This is a genomic window from Aquabacterium soli, assembly GCF_003933735.1.
GTDB classification, from domain to species: domain Bacteria; phylum Pseudomonadota; class Gammaproteobacteria; order Burkholderiales; family Burkholderiaceae_C; genus Aquabacterium; species Aquabacterium soli.
The window spans coordinates 94,250-112,034 of record NZ_RSED01000012.1; the positions used below are offsets into that span (position 1 = coordinate 94,250).

Consider the following 17,785-nt stretch of genomic DNA (forward strand, 5'->3'; position numbering starts at 1 on the left):
GCTCTCACGCAAAAGCGCCAGCCCCAAAAAGGCAAAGGAAACAGCGGCCCAAAAGAGAAAAGGCGGAAGACCCTTTTCAGGATCTCCCGCCCCTTCAGACGCGAATCAATCAGCGCTGATCAGAGCCGATCAGGCTTGTACCGGCGTGATCCCGGCAATCGCCCATTCGCGATCACCATCCACCGGCTTGACCAGATGCCACAGCTCATTGAACGGCTCGGCACCCTGGTCTGCAGCCTCGCGGATCAGCCCGTGGAAACGCACCGAAGCGATCCACTGGCCGTTCTCCTGCGTGGTCTCCACCAGCTCGGCATCCAGCTGCAGCACATCGGTCTGCTGGGCGGCCTGGCCGCGCTCCTGCAGATCCAGGCGCAGCGAAGCGAACAGCTCAGGCGTGGTGAACTTGCGCAGATCGTCCACGTTGGACGCGTCATTGGCAGCCTGCAGGCGGATGAAGATCATCTTGGCGATGCGCTCGAAGCCGGCGGCATCGAAACCTTCGGGCACCGACGAGACCGCCGCGCCACCCAAGGCCCCCGCCACAGGGGCTGCGGGCGAGAAGGCCTGCTGCGCTTCACGCTGCATCGGGCTCAGCACGTCGGCCGAACGCGATTGCTGCGGAGCCTGGTTGCCCTGCTGGGCCCAGGGCGCACCAGCGCCGGCCAGTTGAGGACCCGCGCCACGCGCCGCGCCGCCACCATTGTTCTGGCGGAAACGGTTGATCAGGAAGCGGATGGCGATCACCGCGACCAGCGCCAGCAGCGCCATCGTCAGGAAGTTGCCAAAGGCTTCGCCCATGCCCAGGTGGCTCATCAGCGCAGCGATGCCCAGGCCGGCAGCGATGCCGGCGATGGGGCCCATCCAGGAACGCTTGCCAGCGCCGGCGGCGGCACCCGCTGCGGCGGGGGCAGCGCCTTGCGTGGGCGCATTGGCGTTGGTAGGCTGGCCAGGCTTGGCCGGGGGGGCATCAGGCGCCTTGGCCGGGGCCTGGCGCTGCATGCCAGCGGGACGACCGCCGCCCAGGCGCTTGGCCTCGACATCGAACGACACCACCGTGGTGGACAGTCCGACCAGGGCGAACGAAACCGCAAGAAGAAGTTTTTTCAAGAAGAAATCTCCGTCAACAGAAAACCAAACATGGCTTGGCACGGGGTGTGATCCAGCTGCCGCCAATTAGTTCAGTTTACATTCATATTGAAAGATCAGGCCTAATCCCGTTCCATGAACAACGATTCCCGCCCGGTCTCCCCTTCGAGCGCTCCCTCGAACACCCCAAAAAGTGCCACCACGCAGACGCCCTTCAGCGTCCTGCCGCTGGCGCCCTCCCTGCTGGAGAACCTGCAGTCGCTGGGCCTGCACCACATGACGCCCATCCAGGCCGCCAGCCTGCCGCTGGCCCTGGCCGGACACGACCTGATCGCGCAGGCCAAGACGGGTAGCGGCAAGACCGCCGCCTTCGCGCTGGCCCTGCTCACCCGCCTGAACCCGCGCTGGTTCGCGGTGCAGGCCATGGTGATGTGCCCCACGCGTGAACTGGCCGACCAGGTGGCGCAGGAGATCCGCCGCCTGGCCCGTTCGGAAAGCAACATCAAGATCCTGACACTGTGCGGCGGCACCACCATGCGCCCCCAGGTCGCCAGCCTGGAGCACGGTGCGCACATCGTGGTGGGCACGCCCGGCCGCCTGATGGACCACCTGGAGCGGGGCACGCTCGACCTGTCGGGCTTGAACACCCTGGTGCTGGACGAGGCCGACCGCATGCTGGGCATGGGCTTCTTCGACGACATCGTGACGGTGGCCCGCCAGTGCCCCAAGGACCGCCAGACCCTGCTGTTCTCGGCCACCTACCCTGAAGGCATCGGCAAGCTGAGCCAGCAGTTCCTGAAGAACCCGCAAGAGGTCAAGGTGCAGGCCGTGCACGAGGCCTCCACCATCCGCGAACTCTGGTACGAGGTGAAGGAGACTGAACGCCTGCACACCGTCTCGCTCCTGCTGGCCCACCACCGGCCCGCCAACACCATCGCCTTCTGCAACACCCGCCAGCAGTGCCGCGATCTGGTCGACGTGCTCAATGCCGAAGGCATCGAGGCCCAGGCCCTGCACGGTGACCTGGAGCAGCGAGAGCGCGACCAGGTGCTGCTGCAGTTCGCCAACCGCAGCCTGTCGGTGCTGGTGGCCACCGACGTGGCCGCCCGCGGCCTGGACATCGCCCAGCTGGAGGCCGTGATCAATGTGGATGTGACGCCCGATGCCGAGGTGCACATCCACCGCATCGGCCGCACGGGCCGCGCCGGCCAGGACGGCCTGGCCCTGAACCTGGCCAGCATGGACGAGATGGGCCGCGTGGGCCGCATCGAGGTGCTGCAGGGCCGCGAGGTGAAGTGGCAGCCGCTGGACAGCCTGCAGCCCACCAGCCGCGAGCCCTTGACCCCACCCATGGTCACGCTGCAGATCCTGGGCGGCCGCAAGGAAAAGATCCGCCCGGGCGATGTGCTGGGTGCGCTCACGGGCGAGGCCGGCCTGGAAGGCTCGCGCATTGGCAAGATCAACGTGACCGACTTCCACACTTACGTGGCCGTGGAACGCGGCATTGCTGAGGATGCCTTGCGCCAGCTCGCATCCGTCAAGGTCAAGGGCAAGAAGGTCAAGGCGCGGCTGCTCAAGGACGTGATCGAGGACGGCAAGGACGCCTGACGCCCCACAGGGTTGGTGCAATCTGTCAGCCGCGCCCTACAGCAGGATGCGGCGTTGACGGCTGGTGGCGGTTCGGCCTGCATGTTGAGATCGGTCTCACCATGCAACCCATCGACATCCACCGTTACGCCCCCTTGTTCGTCGTGATGAACGCGGCCTCGGGTAGCCAGGATTCCCAAGCCGTGCGCGAGACGGTGGAGCGCGAGGTGCACCGCGCCGGCCGCAGCGTTTTCTTCCGCATGCTGGAACCGGGGCAGGATCTGTCCACCGTGGCGGCACGGGCGGTGCAGCAGGCCGTGGAGCACCACGGCATCATCGTGGCGGCCGGTGGCGATGGCACCATCAACGCCGTCGCCCAGGCCGCGCTGGGCAAGGACTGCGCCTTCGGCGTGCTGCCGCAGGGCACCTTCAACTACTTCAGCCGCACGCACCACATCCCGGCCGACCCGGTGGAGGCGGTCCGCCTGCTGCTCAACACACGCGAGGCCTACCCGGTGCAGGTCGGGCTGGTCAATGACAAGGTGTTCCTGGTCAACGCCAGCCTGGGCCTGTACCCGGAACTGCTGGAAGAGCGTGAGGCCGCCAAGCAGGCGCACGGGCGCAGCCGCGTGGTCGCAATGTGGGCGGGCTTGCGAACCCTGCTGCACCGTCACCGTCACTTGCGCCTGACCTTGCAGATGGAAAGCGGCGCCCTGGGCAAACGTCAGCAGACGATCAAGACGCCGACCCTGTTCGTGGGCAACAACCAGCTGCAACTGGAGCAGTTGGGCATGCCTGAAGCACCCCGTGTGAGCCAGGGCCAGCTTGCCGCCATCACGGTCAAGCCCCAACCCACCTGGCGAATGGTGTGGCTGGGGGTGAAGGGCTTGTTCGGCCGCCTGGGCGAGGCGGACGAGATCGTCAGCTTCCCGCTGCGCGACATGGTGGTGCAACCCCTGCTGCCCCTGGGCCGCCGCCGCATCAAGGTGGCCACCGATGGCGAGATCAGCTGGCTGACGCCGCCGCTGCGTTTCAGCGTGGCCAGCATGCCCCTCAACCTGATCTGCCCGACCCCGGCGGCGTTCGAGCAAAGCCAGCAACAATCCACCGGCACCTGATGCCCCTCGTGGCCCATCTTTCAGACACGCACTTCGGCACCGAGCAGCCGGAGGTGGTCGATGACATCCTGCGCTGCCTGCACCTGCTGCGGCCTGAGGTGATCGTGCTCTCGGGCGACATCACCCAGCGTGCGCGCGCCAGCGAATTCCGCCGCGCACGGGCGTTCGTGGATCAGCTGCCTCCGGGCAAGCGCCTGATCCTGCCGGGCAACCATGACCTGCCGCTGAACCCCCTGTCGCGCGTGCTGTGGCCGCTGGGCCGCTTCCGCAACACCTTCGGCCCGCAACTGGAGCCCAGCCTGGACACGCCCGAACTGCTGATCGTGTGCGTGAACACCACCCGGGGCTGGCGCCACAAGCATGGCGAGGTCTCGCCCACACAGATCGGTGCCGTGGCCGACCGGCTGCGCCAAGGCCCGCCCGAGCAGCTCAAAATCGTGGTGACACACCAGCCCGTGCAGGTATCGCGTGAACTGGACGAGCCCGACCGCCTGCGCAGAGGTCCGCGCGCCCTGCAGGCATGGCGCGAAGCCGGCGCTGACTTGGTGCTGGGAGGGCACATCCACCTGCCCTACATGCTGCCGGTGCTGGCTGAAGGCGCCAGCGAGGGTCGCGGCCCTGTGTGGGTGGTCAACGCGGGCACCGCGGTGTCGAGAAGGGTTCGTTTCGAGGCCGGCAACTCCTTCAACCTGATCAGGCCATTGCATTACAGCGACCGCGGCGAGCGGTTGTGCACCGTCGAACGCTGGGACCACCATCCCGGCGAAGGATTCACGCCGGCACGGGTGCACGAACTGGAGTTGCCTGCCGGTCAGGCACTGAACGGCAGGCGGCAGGCCTCGGGCTGAAATCAAGCCGTCCAGGGCCAGCGGTGAACCGGCGCCTTCAGCACTGTCAGAAGTGCAGCATCACGCCGTGCGGCATCCCCGGACATCATGTCATCGAGCAGCGCCAGGGCCTCGTCCTGCGTTGCCTCATCCTCAATGTGCCAGCCATGGCGCTGGAGCAGGCCATCAGCGCACAACTGCAGCGCATCCTCGTCCGACTGTGTCCGCACCAGGCGGGCCAGGCGTGCGCTGGCATTGCTGCTTTCGTAGGCGATGATCAGCCCTTCCATGGCCGCCCCCCTGATCCACATCCCGCCACCGCCCACGGCCGTGCGCTCCAGCAAGTCCAGGGCTGGCGGGGCGTCGACCAAGTAGGCCAGGGCACCAGCCACAGCGATGTCGAAATCGCTGGGCGCCGCAGCACCCGCTGACGCCTTGAACAGGACCTGGAGCAGGGCCACCGTGTCCGGGCCTGGATCGACCACGGCCAGCGTCTTGGGCGCCCTCGCCTCCTGGCGGCCAATGCAGGCGCGCAGCGCATCGCGGGTCTTCACGCGCTCTTCAGCCGTCAGCTGCTGCGGATCGATGAAAGAAAAGCCATCGCCATACTCGCGCCCGGTGGCGTGCAGTTCGCGAAGAAAAAGATCGTAAGCAGCAGTCATTGGTTGGATTCCCGGGCCCTGCCCGTTCATTGATCGTCAGGGGCTTTTGACTTCACCAGCTTGGCGCCGAAGCTCAACAGCTTCTGGCGCCGCATCTTCAGCAGGATTTGCCGCTCGACAAACTTCCACATGTCACCGCCCCCCCAGCGCCTTTTTCTCGGGCGTCTGGATCACTGTGATCTCTCCACGGGCCTGCAAGGCGTAAGTGGCAGACGCCAGTGCCCACAGGTCCTTCAGGAAAGGCGGGCCTTCGCCGCGTTTTTCGTCCCAGGGGACCTCTCTGAGCCAGTCGTCGATCAGCGAGCCCCCTGCGGTGGATTCGAGAGACACGCCACCACGCTCGACCGCGAGGTCCACCGCATTGTCCTTGCCGCCAGACCAGAACACCGCGCCATTCTCCGGCGACTCCAGGTCCAGCAAGGCCACCATGGCCACCCACGCCTCATCGGCTGGCGGATCACCGGCCTTGATCTTGTCAATGGTGGGCAGCAAGCCTTTGAGGTCCTCGCGGGCCTTCTGGCGCGTGGTGTCCAGCTGGGTCTGCAAGGCGGCGATGGCTGCCTTGTCACCACTGCGCTTGGCTGCCCGAAGCTGCCGCACGGTGTCCACGGCCGCACCCCCCTGCTCAGCCAGCTTCTTGCGCTGGGGGGTGTTCTTGAGGCTTGCCGCCAGGTGCTGCACCCGCAGCACGGCATGGCCCAGTCGCGGCTCGATGGTGGCGACCGCCTCGACCTGGCGCAGACGCGCCACCAGCATCTGCAGCGCCGGGCGTGCGCGCTCGAGGTCGCGCTCGTCCAGTGTCTGCTGACAGGCCTTGACCAGCTGGGCCAGGTCCTTGGCTGCACCCTTCTGAGCCAGCAGGGCGGCCTTGATGTCCGGGGCCAGGCGCTTGAAAGCCTGTGCCAGCCGGGTCAATTCTGCGGCCGCGTCCTTCACGTCCGGCGCGGCCGGCTTCGCCGACGGCGCAGCGAGCACAGGAGCCGGAGCGCCGTCGGCAGCATCGATGTCCTCGGCATCGTCGACTTCCTGCCCGTCGACCTTGATCGCCACCTTTCGGATCGGCGCGCCCATGAGCTTGAGCCATGCCTGGAGCTTTTTCGCCATACCAGCCAGGACGCGCTCTTCCAGAACCAGGACCAGCGTGTCACGCCGTGAGTCGTCCACCTCAGTCACGCCCCAGGTAGCCAGCTTGTGGCCGGTCTCTTCCCGCAGGACCTTGGCCATCGCCCGCCCGCTGCGCGAGGCATGCAGGCTCACGCGGTGGTCTTCGGGCCGTTTGCCCAGCACGACGGCGAACTGCATCGGTTGGCGCCGGGATCGCAGAAGAACAGCCTTCAAATCGTCAATGTCCATGGCGATGCGCATCCCTTGCTTGTCAACCCCGGCCCGGTGTGTGTTCGTGGGGGAGGCATCCTAGCGCACGCCAGGCCCGCCGCCGCCCTCTCAAGAGGGGGCTCTCCCTGTCGGCCAGCCGGCGGCCATGGCGTGAAATCGACGGCAAATCCCCGTCGGCGCGCAGGCCCGCAGGTACACAAATCCGGCCCCAGCAGGCACAATGTCGGATTGCCCGCCCGCAGGCCCGTGCGCCTGGGTTGTTCCCCCTGCGCCCGCTCCGCCCCTAATCCCCGTGTCCAACGCCCCCGTCACCGCCGAAAACAAGGCCAAAGCCCTGACTGCGCCCACCTTGGAAGCCAAGGTGAGCAAGCCCGCGCCCGCCATGCCGGTCGCCAAGCCCCTGAACAGCTACAAGCCCTTCTGGGCCAAGCGCTTCGGGCGGGCCAAGTTCCTGCCCATGAGCCGCGAAGAGATGAACGAGCTCGGCTGGGACAGCTGCGACATCATCATCGTCACGGGCGATGCCTATGTGGACCACCCCAGCTTCGGCATGGCCGTGATCGGCCGCGTGCTCGAGAACCAGGGCTTTCGCGTGGGCATCATCGCGCAGCCCGACTGGCAGAGCGCCGACCCGTTCAAGGTGCTGGGCAAGCCCAACCTGTTCTGGGGCGTGGCCGCGGGCAACATGGATTCCATGATCAACCGCTACACGGCTGATCGAAAAATCCGCAGCGACGACGCCTACACGCCCGGCGGCCAGGCAGGCGCCCGCCCCGATCGCGCCTCGCTGGTCTATGCGCAGCGCTGCAAGGAAGCCTTCCCTGAGGTGCCCATCATCATGGGCGGCATCGAGGCCTCGCTGCGCCGCATCGCCCACTACGACTACTGGCAGGACAAGGTACGCCGCTCCATCGTGATGGACGCCAAGGCCGACCTGCTGCTGTACGGCAACGCCGAACGCGCCGTCATCGAGATCGCCCACCGCCTGGCCGCGCGCGAGCCGATCGAGCAGATCACCGATGTGCGCGGCACGGCCTTCCTGCGGCGCACCAACGACCCGACCGCCGCAGGCTGGTTCGAGATGGACTCGACCGAGGTCGACATGCCCGGCCGCATCGACCAGCACATCAATCCCTACATGACCATGGCCCAGCAGGCCGAGGCCCAGGGCGAGACCTGTGCGCGTGAAGAAGAAGGCGCCTTCGACCCGCTCAAAAAGCTGGATGCGCCCCCAGCCCTGCAGGATCTGCAGGGCGGCGCCAAGCCGATCAAGCTCGTGGCGAACCCTGCCCTGGCAGCCAAGTCCGCGGCCATCAAGGCCAATGCCTCGGCCAACGCAGAGCTGCCCGCCCGCAGCGGCCGGCTCGCCCTGCCCCCGCGCGACCGCACCGTGATCCGCCTGCCCTCGTACGAGCAGGTCAAGAGCGACCCGGTGCTCTACGCCCACGCCAACCGTGTGCTGCACCTGGAGACCAATCCGGGCAACGCCCGCGCCTTGGTGCAGGCCCATGCCCACCGCGACGTGTGGATCAACCCGCCGCCCATCCCGCTCACCATGGCCGAGATGGACCGCATCTTCGGCCTGGACTACGCCCGCAGCCCGCACCCGGCCTATGCCGATGAACACGGCAGCCACGACGGCGCCACCAAGATTCCTGCCTGGGAGATGATCCGCTTCAGCGTGAACATCATGCGTGGCTGCTTCGGCGGCTGCACCTTCTGCTCGATCACCGAGCACGAAGGCCGCATCATCCAGAGCCGCTCGGAAGAATCCGTCATCCAGGAGATCGAGGAGATCCGCGACAAGGTCAAGGGCTTCACCGGCGTCATCTCCGACCTGGGCGGCCCCACGGCCAACATGTACCGCATCGGCTGCAAATCGCCCGAGATCGAAGCGGCCTGCCGCAAGCCCTCGTGCGTGTACCCCGATGTGTGCGGCAACCTCAACACCGACCATGGCCCGCTGATCAAGATCTACCGCCGGGCGCGCGCGCTCAAGGGCGTCAAGAAGATCCTGATCGGCTCGGGCCTGCGCTACGACCTGGCCGTCAAGTCGCCCGAGTACATCAAGGAGCTGGTCACCCACCATGTGGGCGGCTACCTCAAGATCGCCCCCGAGCACACCGAGACCGGGCCGCTGTCCAAGATGATGAAGCCCGGCATGGGCGCCTACGACCGCTTCAAGCAGCTGTTCGAGCAGTTCAGCGAAGAAGCCGGCAAGAAGCAGTACCTGATCCCCTACTTCATCGCGGCCCACCCGGGCACCACCGATGAAGACATGATGAACCTGGCGATCTGGCTCAAGCGCAACGGCTTCAAGGCCGACCAGGTGCAGACCTTCTACCCCAGCCCCATGGCCACGGCCACGGCCATGTACCACTCGGGCATGAACCCGCTCAAGGGCATCAGCCGCATCGACGGCAAGGCCGAGCGCGTGGACATCGTGCGGGGCGACAAACGCCGCCGCCTTCACAAGGCCTTCCTGCGCTACCACGACCCTAACAACTGGCCCTTGCTGCGCGAGGCCCTGAAGGACATGGGGCGCGCCGACCTGATCGGCAATGGCAAGCACCACCTGATCCCCACCTTCCAGCCCACCGGGGATGGCGGGTACCAGAGCGCGCGCCGCAAGAACTCCACCCAGGCCGGTACCAAGACTTCCGTGGTGACACAAGGTCGGGTGAAGTCGGGTGGCACCCCGCCGCCGGGCCGGATCCTGACGCAGCACACCGGGTTGCCTCCGCGCGAGCACGGCGCTCAGCGTGATGGCGGCCCCAACGGCCCGAAAGGCCCACGGCGCCAAGCTGGCGGCCCCACTGCAGGCGCCCGCCCAGGGCAACCGGGCAGCGGCGGACCACGCAAGAAGCCGCGCTGAGATGCAGGCAACGGGCCGGCAGTTGCATGGGCCCGTGCCACGCACAGCATGCCCTGCGCTTGACATGGACTCTCCCCTACCTTACAGTAGGTAGTCATGAGCAACGCCACTGCCACCTCTGCCGATGCCGTCCACGGCTCCACGCGCCACGCCATCCTGCGTGCGGCGCGTGAGCTGATCCAGACGCGCTCCTACCTGGGCTTCAGCTTCCAGGATCTGGCCGAGCGCGTGGGCATCCGCAAGGCCAGCCTGTACCACCACTTCCCCTCCAAGGAAGCGCTGGGCGTGGCTGTGCTCGAGCAGGCCATGGCCGCCTATGAAAAGTGGTTCAAGGCCTTCGAGGGCACACCGGAAGAAGGCCTGCGCACCTACATCAACGGTTTCCGCAACGTGATCGGCGCGGGCCAGCGCGTGTGCCCGGCGGCCGCATTCATTCCTGGCTGGGACGCGGTCGACAGCGACATCCACCAAGCCGTCACCCGCCTGCGGCAGATGCAGGTCGACTGGCTGACCGTGCAACTGACCCGGCAAGGGCGCGTGCAAGACCCGGCTGCCGTGGCCGGCCAGATCTTTGCGCTGTGCCAGGGCTCGCTGATCGCCGCTCGCATCACCGGGCGCGTTGAGGACTTCGACTCCGCCCTCGGCCTGCTGCGCCACCAGCTCGGGCTGGACGACGCACCCTCGGCCTCCCCATTTTCCGCAGGTTCCTGATTCCGGCCGCCGGGGCATGAGCCATTTTTTTGACCGCACACCCTACCAACCGACAGGTAGATATCCAGAAGGAGCCACCATGAAAACCGTCATCGCCGCCTATGCCCGATCGCCCTTCCACTTCGCCACCAAGGGCGCACTGGCCACCACCCGCCCTGACACCCTGGCCGCGCAAACCGTCAAAGGTTTGCTGGGTCGGGTGGACCTGGACCCGGCCCTGCTGGAAGACCTGATCCTGGGTTGCGCCTACCCCGAAGGCCCCCAAGGCAACAACCTGGCCCGCATCGTCGGCTTCCTGGCCGGCCTGCCCGAGCACGTCGGCGGCATGACGGTGAACCGCTTCTGCGGCTCGTCGATGTCGTCCATCCACGTGGCGGCTGCGCAGATCGAAGCCGGTATCGGCGAGGCCTATGTGTGCGCCGGCGTCGAGTCGATGACCATGGTGCCCCAGGGCGGCCTGACCTTCGACCCGAGCCCCGAACTGATCGCCACCTATCCCGATGCCTACATGGCCATGGGCCAGACCGCCGAGAACGTGGCGCAGCGCTGGGACGTGTCCCGTGCCGACCAGGAGCAGCTCGCCGTGGTGTCCCACCACAAGGCCGCCGCCGCGCGTGAACAAGGCCTGCTCAAGGACGAGATCGTGCCCATCACCACGCCCGATGGCCAGGTGATCGACAGCGATGGCTGCATCCGCCCGACCACATCCCTGGAAGCGCTGGCCAAGCTCAAGCCGGCCTTCCGCCCTGATGGCGTGGTCACGGCCGGCACCTCCTCGCCCTTGACCGATGGCGCCGCCGCCGTGCTGGTGGTGCACGAGGACTTCGCCGCGCGCCATGGCCTGGTGCCGCTGGCCCGCATCCGCACCTTCGCCAGCATCGGCTGCGATCCGGCCGTGATGGGCATCGGGCCTGTGCCCGCCACGCGCAAGGCCCTGGCCCGCGCCGGGCTCACCGCCGCCGACCTGGACATCATCGAGATCAACGAGGCTTTCGGTTCACAGGCGCTGGCCTGCATCCGCGAACTGGGCCTGGACATCGACAAGGTCAATGTGGACGGCGGCGCGCTGGCCCTGGGGCATCCGCTGGGCGCCACCGGCGCGCGCATCACCGGCAAGGCGGCGGCGCTGTTGGCACGCACCAAGGGCCGCTATGCACTGTCCACCCAGTGCATCGGCGGCGGCCAGGGCGTCGCCACCATCCTCGAATCGCTGGCCTGAGGCCGCCAGCGGCTCGGCACGCCCGGCTTCGCTTGTCACCCACCACCGGCCGACGCGGCGCCCAGCGCGTCGGCCCCACGCCAAGGAGCTCACCATGTCTGCCACCGACACCCTGCAACGCCCCAGCACCCAGGCCATCGTCCGGGCCTTCGGCCACCCCGGACCGGCCAAGCCGTTCACCGAAGCCGAAACCGCCCTGCTGGACACGGCCCAGCGCCGCGACATCAGCGTGCGGCACACGGTGAGGGGTCACGACGAAGCGCACACCCTGGCCACCTGGTCGTGGGGCCGGCAAGGCCCGCGTGTGCTGCTGGTGCACGGCTGGGAGAGCCGTGCCAGCCACTGGCATGCCTGGGTGCACCCGCTGCTGCGGGCGGGGTTCCAGGTCACCGCCGTGGACAACCTGGCGCACGGGCAGTCCACCGGCGACACGGCCAATGTGCGCCTGTGGGGCCAGGGCCTGCTGGCCGTGGCGCAGGCCTTCGGCCGCATCCATGCCGTGATCGGGCATTCGGCGGGCTCGGCCGCCTCGCTGTATGCGTTTGCCCACGGGTTGCAGGTCGATGCCAGCGTGCACATCGCCGGGCCTGCCTCGCTCAAGCGCGTGGCCACGGGCTTCGCGCTGGCGCACGGCCTGCCGCGTGAAGAGATCGCCGCCTTCCGCACAGCACTGGAGTTGCAACTGGGCTTCCCGATGGCAGAGATGGACCTGCCAGCGCTGCAAGGCGGCCTGCGCCACCCCGCGCTGATCCTGCACGATCCGCAGGACAAGGAGGTGCCCTTCACCGAATCGCTGGCCCTCCACGAGGCCTGGTCGCTGTCGCAACTGCTCAGCGTGGACGGCGTGGGCCACCGGCGCATCCTGCGCGCACCCGAAGTCATCGCGTTGGTGATCGGCAGCCTGAGCACCCCGGCCGCACTGGCCGCCTGAGCCGATGAAGCATGGGATGGCGGCGCCAGACCGCCCGCCATCCCGCCCCACACGACATCTCGAGGGCAACTCCCTTGCCGCCCGACCGGGAACGGCCCGTTCGCTGACTTAAAATCGGCGCTTTCTCAGCGACCGCCGTCCATGTCAGCCTCCACCGGGAACGCATCCTCGCCGTTCGACTTCAAGAGCGCCTCGCTCACCTTGATGTCCTTCGTGCTCAAGACCATGAGTCTGCAGACCCTGGCGCAAGCCATGGAGGAGCGTTTCGGCGAGACGCCCGACTTCTTCAGCCGCGACCCGGTGGTGATCGACCTGACGCACCTGGCCAGCCTGGACTCGCTGCCCAACTTTGTCGGCCTGATCGAACTGCTCACGCGCTTTCAGCTCACGCCCGTGGCCGTGCGCGGCGGCAACCCCGGCCAGATGGCCGCGGCCCTCAAGGCTGGCCTGGGTGAGGCACCCGATGGCCAGTCCGCCCCCGCCCGCGTCGAAACCGTGGTGCAGGAGGTCGTGCGCGAGGTGATCCGCGAAGTGCCGGTCGAAGTGCAAGTGCAGGTGCCCACGGCCGTGCCCACGCTGGTGATCGACAAGCCGCTGCGCTCCGGCCAGCAGGTCTATGCCAAGGGCGGCGACCTGATCGTGCTGGCCGCCGTGAACAACGGCGCCGAGGTCATTGCCGACGGCCACATCCACGTGTATGCCCCGCTGCGCGGCAAGGCCATCGCCGGCGCCAAGGGCAACACCGATGCGCGCATCTTTGCCTCGTGCATGGAGCCCGAGCTGATTTCCATCGCCGGCACCTACCGCACCACCGACAATCCCCTGCCACCCGATGTGGTCGGCAAGCCGGCGCAGATCCGGCTGGAAGGCGATCGACTGGTGTACGAGGCGCTGAACAAATCCTGATTCCTGAAAATCGACCGAACAACCTCTCGAAAGGACCGCCTTCCATGGCCAAGATCATCGTGGTGACCTCCGGCAAGGGTGGCGTCGGCAAGACGACCACCAGCGCCAGCTTCGCCTCCGGCCTCGCCCTGCGCGGCCACAAGACCGCCGTGATCGACTTCGACGTCGGCCTGCGCAACCTCGACCTGATCATGGGCTGCGAACGCCGCGTGGTCTACGACCTGATCAACGTGATCCACGGCGAGGCCAACCTCAACCAGGCCCTGATCAAGGACAAGCAGTGCGACAACCTGTACGTGCTGGCCGCCTCGCAGACGCGCGACAAAGACGCCCTCACGCAGGATGGCGTCGAGAAGGTGCTGAAGGACCTGGGCGAGATGGGCTTCGAGTACATCGTGTGCGATTCGCCCGCCGGCATCGAAACGGGCGCCCTGATGGCCATGCACTTCGCCGACGAGGCTTTGGTGGTGACCAACCCCGAGGTGTCCTCCGTGCGCGATTCCGACCGCATCCTGGGCATGCTCAACAGCAAGACCAAGCGCGCCATCGACAAGCTCGAGCCCATCAAGGAACACCTGCTGATCACACGCTACAACCCCAACCGGGTCGAGGGTGGGCAGATGCTGTCGCTGGAGGACATCCACGAGATCCTGCGCATCAAGCTGATCGGCGTGATCCCCGAATCTGAGACCGTGCTGAGCGCCTCGAACCAGGGCGTGCCGGCCATCCACATGAAGGATTCCGACGTGTCCGAGGCCTACAAGGACGTGATCGCCCGCTTCCTGGGCGAAGACAAGCCCCTGCGCTTCGTCGAGGCCGAAAAGCCCGGCTTCTTCAAGCGCCTGTTCGGAGGCAAGTAAGGCCATGGGATTCCTCACATTCTTCCTCGGTGAAAAGAAGAAGACGGCCAGCGTGGCCAAGGAGCGGCTGCAGCTGATCCTGGCGCACGAACGCAACGGCCGTTCCAGCAGCCCGGATTACCTGCCCGATCTGCAGCGCGAACTGGTGGCGGTGATCTCCAAGTACGTGTCGATCAATCCCGACGACATCAAGGTCAACCTGGAACGCCAGGACGACCTCGAAGTGCTGGAAGTCAAGATCGAGCTGCCCGACGCCCACCGCTGAGCTGAAAGCACCCTTGTTGCAGTGCACAATGGATGCACGATTGACAGCGGACGAGGGTGCACAGCCATGCGGTATGTCGTGTTCAACCAGAAGGGTGGGGTCGGCAAGTCGACCATCACCTGCAACCTGGCAGCCATCAGCGCCCAACAGGGCCTGCGCACCCTGGTGGTCGACCTGGACCCGCAGGGCAACACCACGCACTACCTGCTGGGTGACAACGCGCCTGAGGGCACGCTGGGCGCCGCCGGCTTCTTCGACCAGACGCTCAAGTTCACGGCCCGCCCCAAGGACACGCCCGAGTTCATCGTGGCCACGCCCTGGGACAACCTGGACCTGATGCCCTCCAGCCCGCAACTCGACGAGTTGCAAACCAAGCTGGAATCGCGCTACAAGATCTACAAGCTGCGCGAGGCGCTGGCCGAATTGGCCGACACCTACGACCGCATCTACATCGATACGCCGCCCGCGCTGAACTTCTACACGCGCTCGGCCCTGATCGCGGCCGAGGGCTGCCTGATCCCCTTCGACTGCGACGATTTCTCGCGCCGCGCGCTGTACAGCCTGCTGGACAACGTTCAGGAGATCCAGGCCGACCACAACGCCGACCTGAAGGTCAGCGGCATCGTGGTCAACCAGTTCCAGCCGCGTGCCAATCTGCCGCAGCAATTGGTGCGTGAGCTGGTGGATGAGGGGTTGCCGGTGCTGCAGCCTTACTTGAGCGCCTCGGTCAAGATCAAGGAATCGCACCAACTGGCGCGGCCGATGATCCACCTGGATGCGCGGCACAAGCTGACGCAGGAGATGGTGGCCTTGCACGACGGGCTGCGGGATTGATCTTGCGCGTTTGATCGCGCTTTGGGGTCTTTTGCCTGCCTTGGGCTTGGGGCTTTGTCGTGGCAGCGCCGGGCGGGGTCGGAGTAGGCCTCTGGCCGGGCTTCCATGTTGGCGGTCCCTGGGTGCCCCGCGCTGCACCGACAAAACGCTCTCAGGCCAGTGCAGCAACCCGCGCCACACGGCCACGACGCAGTCCCCACCACTGCAGCTCGGCAAACACCACCACCGCGGCCGCCTGCGCCAGCACGAAGGCCAGCCCCAAGGTGCTCGGCTGCACCCAGCCCAGCACCAGGATGCCGACACTCTCGACGGCCCATAAGGCATTGAAACCGATCACGGCCCATCCCAGCGCGGATGGGATGCGCTCACGCCGCGCCAGCACGAACAAACCCAGCGCATAAGGCAGAGACACCAGGCCGGCCCCCAGCAGCAAGGCGACAGGCAAACCGAGCAGGGGCGACAGCAGGGCATGGCCCGCCACCAGCAACACGCCGGTGGCCGCACTGGCCCCGGCATCCAGCAGCAGCGCGAAACGAAGCAGACGGGTCATGGGCATTGAAGAAGACATGGCTTTTCTCCAGTTGGTTGATGAAACAAGGAACAACGAGGCCCATGGTGTCGACCCGCCTGCAGCACGTCGATTACCTCGGAGGTCATGGCCGCGCATCAGTCATCCCGCTATCCTGCGGTCCATGAACCGCCTGCCCACCGCCCATTCAGCGCCCTCGCCGCACACCCCGCCCGTGGGCACGCTGCTGCGTGACTGGCGCCAGCGCCGCCGCCTGAGCCAGCTGGACCTCGCCCTGGACACCGAGGTGTCCGCCCGCCACCTCAGCTTCATCGAGACCGGCCGCGCCACACCCAGCCGCGACATGCTGCTGCGCCTGGCCGAGCGGCTGGACATCCCCCTGCGCGAGCGCAACACGATGCTGATGGCCGCCGGGCATGCGCCGGCCTATGCCGAGCGCACCCTGGCCGATCCGAGCATGGCCTCGGCCCAGCGTGCGGTGTCACTGATCCTCCAGGGGCACATGCCCTACCCCGCCATCGCGGTGGACAGTCACTGGACGCTGCTGCAGGCCAACCCCATCGCCCAGGCGCTGATGGGCAGCGTGGATCCTTCGCTGCTGCAAGGCCCGGTCAACGTGCTGCGCGCCAGCCTGCACCCCAAGGGCTTTGCGCCCAACATCGTGAACGGGGCCGATTGGCGCGCCCACCTGCTGGCGCGGCTGCACCAGCAGATCGAAGCCAGCGGTGATCCGGTGCTGTCAGCCCTGCTGGAAGAACTGCGCGAGTACCCAGTGCCTGCCCAGGAGGCCGACACACAGCAGCACTCCCAGGACGACGACCTCGGTGGCGTGGCCGTGCCCCTGCGCTTGCGCACCCCTTTCGGCCTGCTCAGCTTCATCAGCACCACCACGGTGTTCGGCTCGCCGGTGGACATCACCTTGTCGGAACTGGCGCTGGAAACCTTCTTCCCGGCCGACGAAGCCACCCAGCAGGCCTTGCAGTCCCTGGCCGCCACGCTGTGACGCTGTGAGCGCTGGCGGCTGAACGCCGCTGCTCAGGCCTCGTCCAGGGTCACGCGCAGCTCTTCTTCCCAGAAGAGCACCTCGTCACCATCCACATGCAGCCAGTCCAGCGCGGCCTGGCCGTGGCTGAGCCAGTCGACATCGTGCTCCTCACCCTCGTGGCGGCGCATCAGGTACTCGGCCACCAGGCCGGCGGCCACCAGGGTCTGCACCTCGGATTCGGCCCCACGGCCACCCAGCAGTTCCAGATCGTGGTGCAGGCGGATGGCGGCCACCACGGACGGCGCCAGGCGCCACACACGGGCCACCAGCGCCCCCACCACGGCGTGGTCGGTGCGGTGGTTGGCGTTCTCGGTGGCGATGGGCGAGCGGTCGATGCGGGCGCGTGCCTCGATCATCGTGCCGGCATAGCCCTTGACGCTCTGCATCATCACCGGCATGCCCACATGTGCGAACAGGCCGTAGGTGTGCGCCAGGTCGGGCGACAGGCCCGGCAGCTTCTTGGCGATGAAGGCCATGGCCAGCGCGCGCTTGGTTGATCGCTCCCAGAAGCGGGCCAGCAAGGCATGGTTGACGCGGATGGCACGCTGCATCAGAAAGCCAGCCATGACCGACGCCGTGTGCTCCAGGCCCAGGCGGTTCATGGCCTGGCCCACGGTCTGCACCGGCTGGCCCGCCGCGAACAGCGGGCCATTGGCACTGCGGATCAAGGTGGCCGACATGGCCACATCGCTGGCGGCGATGCGTGCCACTTCGTTCAGGTCGGGCTCGGTGGGCGCCATGGCCGCGCGCAACCGCGTCAGCAGCTCAGGGCACGGCGGGATGACGATGTGCTGGAGCGGGCCATTGCGGCGCGCCTGGTCTAGTTCTGCTTGGATGGCGGCCGTGCGGCTGGGCTCGAGGGCGGTGGTCGTCATGGAATCTGGCAATTGCGGACAATGCAATGGGCGGGCGGCGCTGCCCGTCACTTCTTATCGGCACCGGGCGCCGATGATGAAGCCGCAAGATCGTTAACTTTACGAACTCCACCCCTGCCA

17 protein-coding genes are annotated in these 17,785 nt (G+C 67.1%); 12 read left to right on the plus strand and 5 right to left on the minus strand.

Features of this window, described 5'->3' with window-relative positions; translation table 11 throughout:
- Nucleotides 1-129: 129 nt before the first annotated feature.
- Nucleotides 130-1,107 (minus strand): Tim44 domain-containing protein, encoded by a 978-nt coding sequence (locus EIP75_RS15800; protein ID WP_125244235.1) that lies wholly within the window; start codon nt 1,105-1,107, stop codon nt 130-132.
- Nucleotides 1,108-1,221: 114 nt separating this feature from the next.
- On the opposite strand from EIP75_RS15800, the gene dbpA reads away from it, so the two are divergent.
- The 3 genes from dbpA to EIP75_RS15815 all read left to right on the plus strand — a co-directional run bounded on the left by dbpA (nt 1,222) and on the right by EIP75_RS15815 (nt 4,639).
- Nucleotides 1,222-2,694 (plus strand): ATP-dependent RNA helicase DbpA, encoded by a 1,473-nt coding sequence (gene dbpA / locus EIP75_RS15805; protein WP_125244236.1) that lies wholly within the window; start codon nt 1,222-1,224, stop codon nt 2,692-2,694.
- Nucleotides 2,695-2,795: 101 nt separating this feature from the next.
- On the plus strand, nt 2,796-3,791 hold the full coding sequence (locus EIP75_RS15810) for a diacylglycerol/lipid kinase family protein (protein WP_125244237.1): 996 nt from the start codon (nt 2,796-2,798) through the stop codon (nt 3,789-3,791).
- Nucleotides 3,791-4,639, plus strand: a complete 849-nt coding sequence (locus EIP75_RS15815) for a metallophosphoesterase family protein (protein WP_125244238.1) — start codon at nt 3,791-3,793, stop codon at nt 4,637-4,639. Before EIP75_RS15810 ends, EIP75_RS15815 begins: the two co-directional genes overlap by 1 nt.
- Before the next feature lie 2 nt (nt 4,640-4,641).
- Here the strand turns inward: EIP75_RS15815 and EIP75_RS15820 are convergent, their stop codons facing one another.
- Together EIP75_RS15820 and EIP75_RS15825 are read right to left on the minus strand one after the other, a co-directional pair.
- Complete coding sequence (locus tag EIP75_RS15820; protein WP_125244239.1) at nt 4,642-5,280, minus strand: hypothetical protein; 639 nt, start codon at nt 5,278-5,280, stop codon at nt 4,642-4,644.
- Between the two features lie 132 nt (nt 5,281-5,412).
- Nucleotides 5,413-6,582: a hypothetical protein gene (locus EIP75_RS15825; protein WP_125244240.1), complete on the minus strand. Its 1,170-nt coding sequence runs from the start codon at nt 6,580-6,582 to the stop codon at nt 5,413-5,415.
- Between the two features lie 415 nt (nt 6,583-6,997).
- On the opposite strand from EIP75_RS15825, the gene EIP75_RS15830 reads away from it, so the two are divergent.
- The 8 genes from EIP75_RS15830 to EIP75_RS15865 all read left to right on the plus strand — a co-directional run bounded on the left by EIP75_RS15830 (nt 6,998) and on the right by EIP75_RS15865 (nt 15,216).
- Nucleotides 6,998-9,490: a YgiQ family radical SAM protein gene (locus tag EIP75_RS15830; protein ID WP_125244295.1), complete on the plus strand. Its 2,493-nt coding sequence runs from the start codon at nt 6,998-7,000 to the stop codon at nt 9,488-9,490.
- A 96-nt stretch (nt 9,491-9,586) separates the two neighbouring features.
- On the plus strand, nt 9,587-10,201 hold the full coding sequence (locus EIP75_RS15835) for a TetR/AcrR family transcriptional regulator (RefSeq protein ID WP_125244241.1): 615 nt from the start codon (nt 9,587-9,589) through the stop codon (nt 10,199-10,201).
- Nucleotides 10,202-10,280: 79 nt separating this feature from the next.
- Complete coding sequence (locus EIP75_RS15840; protein WP_125244242.1) at nt 10,281-11,420, plus strand: thiolase family protein; 1,140 nt, start codon at nt 10,281-10,283, stop codon at nt 11,418-11,420.
- Between the two features lie 94 nt (nt 11,421-11,514).
- The gene (locus tag EIP75_RS15845) at nt 11,515-12,351 is read left to right on the plus strand and encodes an alpha/beta fold hydrolase (protein WP_158622870.1); all 837 of its coding nucleotides are present in this window, start codon (nt 11,515-11,517) and stop codon (nt 12,349-12,351) included.
- Nucleotides 12,352-12,492: 141 nt separating this feature from the next.
- Nucleotides 12,493-13,257 carry a septum site-determining protein MinC gene (minC, locus tag EIP75_RS15850; RefSeq protein WP_125244244.1) on the plus strand — a complete coding sequence of 255 codons (765 nt, stop codon included), beginning with the start codon at nt 12,493-12,495 and terminating at the stop codon, nt 13,255-13,257.
- A 44-nt stretch (nt 13,258-13,301) separates the two neighbouring features.
- Entirely contained in the window at nt 13,302-14,117 is an 816-nt protein-coding gene (minD, locus tag EIP75_RS15855; protein ID WP_125244245.1) for a septum site-determining protein MinD, read from the plus strand.
- Nucleotides 14,118-14,121: 4 nt separating this feature from the next.
- Nucleotides 14,122-14,382, plus strand: coding sequence for a cell division topological specificity factor MinE (gene minE, locus EIP75_RS15860; RefSeq protein WP_125244246.1), 261 nt, complete (start codon nt 14,122-14,124; stop codon nt 14,380-14,382).
- A gap of 66 nt (nt 14,383-14,448) precedes the next feature.
- Entirely contained in the window at nt 14,449-15,216 is a 768-nt protein-coding gene (locus tag EIP75_RS15865; RefSeq protein ID WP_125244247.1) for a ParA family protein, read from the plus strand.
- A gap of 151 nt (nt 15,217-15,367) precedes the next feature.
- On the opposite strand, the gene EIP75_RS15870 is transcribed toward EIP75_RS15865, so the two are convergent.
- On the minus strand, nt 15,368-15,784 hold the full coding sequence (locus tag EIP75_RS15870; protein WP_125244248.1) for a hypothetical protein: 417 nt from the start codon (nt 15,782-15,784) through the stop codon (nt 15,368-15,370).
- 124 nt (nt 15,785-15,908) lie between these two features.
- Here EIP75_RS15870 and EIP75_RS15875 point away from each other — a divergent pair, with 124 nt between their 5' ends.
- Entirely contained in the window at nt 15,909-16,748 is an 840-nt protein-coding gene (locus EIP75_RS15875) for a helix-turn-helix domain-containing protein (RefSeq protein WP_125244249.1), read from the plus strand.
- 32 nt (nt 16,749-16,780) lie between these two features.
- Here EIP75_RS15875 and EIP75_RS15880 read toward each other — a convergent pair whose 3' ends face one another.
- Complete coding sequence (locus EIP75_RS15880; protein ID WP_125244250.1) at nt 16,781-17,665, minus strand: HDOD domain-containing protein; 885 nt, start codon at nt 17,663-17,665, stop codon at nt 16,781-16,783.
- Nucleotides 17,666-17,785: the final 120 nt, after the last annotated feature.

Excerpts from the sequence above, each read along its gene's own strand:
- dbpA (WP_125244236.1), top strand. The coding sequence starts at position 1,222 with ATGAACAACGATTCCCGCCCGGTCTCCCCTTCGAGCGCTCCCTCGAAC.
- EIP75_RS15810 (WP_125244237.1), top strand. The coding sequence starts at position 2,796 with ATGCAACCCATCGACATCCACCGTTACGCCCCCTTGTTCGTCGTGATG.
- EIP75_RS15815 (WP_125244238.1), top strand. The coding sequence starts at position 3,791 with ATGCCCCTCGTGGCCCATCTTTCAGACACGCACTTCGGCACCGAGCAG.
- EIP75_RS15820 (WP_125244239.1), bottom strand. The coding sequence starts at position 5,280 with ATGACTGCTGCTTACGATCTTTTTCTTCGCGAACTGCACGCCACCGGG.
- EIP75_RS15825 (WP_125244240.1), bottom strand. The coding sequence starts at position 6,582 with ATGCAGTTCGCCGTCGTGCTGGGCAAACGGCCCGAAGACCACCGCGTG.
- EIP75_RS15830 (WP_125244295.1), top strand. The coding sequence starts at position 6,998 with ATGCCGGTCGCCAAGCCCCTGAACAGCTACAAGCCCTTCTGGGCCAAG.
- EIP75_RS15835 (WP_125244241.1), top strand. The coding sequence starts at position 9,587 with ATGAGCAACGCCACTGCCACCTCTGCCGATGCCGTCCACGGCTCCACG.
- EIP75_RS15840 (WP_125244242.1), top strand. The coding sequence starts at position 10,281 with ATGAAAACCGTCATCGCCGCCTATGCCCGATCGCCCTTCCACTTCGCC.
- EIP75_RS15845 (WP_158622870.1), top strand. The coding sequence starts at position 11,515 with ATGTCTGCCACCGACACCCTGCAACGCCCCAGCACCCAGGCCATCGTC.
- minC (WP_125244244.1), top strand. The coding sequence starts at position 12,493 with ATGTCAGCCTCCACCGGGAACGCATCCTCGCCGTTCGACTTCAAGAGC.
- minD (WP_125244245.1), top strand. The coding sequence starts at position 13,302 with ATGGCCAAGATCATCGTGGTGACCTCCGGCAAGGGTGGCGTCGGCAAG.
- minE (WP_125244246.1), top strand. The coding sequence starts at position 14,122 with ATGGGATTCCTCACATTCTTCCTCGGTGAAAAGAAGAAGACGGCCAGC.
- EIP75_RS15865 (WP_125244247.1), top strand. The coding sequence starts at position 14,449 with ATGCGGTATGTCGTGTTCAACCAGAAGGGTGGGGTCGGCAAGTCGACC.
- EIP75_RS15870 (WP_125244248.1), bottom strand. The coding sequence starts at position 15,784 with ATGTCTTCTTCAATGCCCATGACCCGTCTGCTTCGTTTCGCGCTGCTG.
- EIP75_RS15875 (WP_125244249.1), top strand. The coding sequence starts at position 15,909 with ATGAACCGCCTGCCCACCGCCCATTCAGCGCCCTCGCCGCACACCCCG.
- EIP75_RS15880 (WP_125244250.1), bottom strand. The coding sequence starts at position 17,665 with ATGACGACCACCGCCCTCGAGCCCAGCCGCACGGCCGCCATCCAAGCA.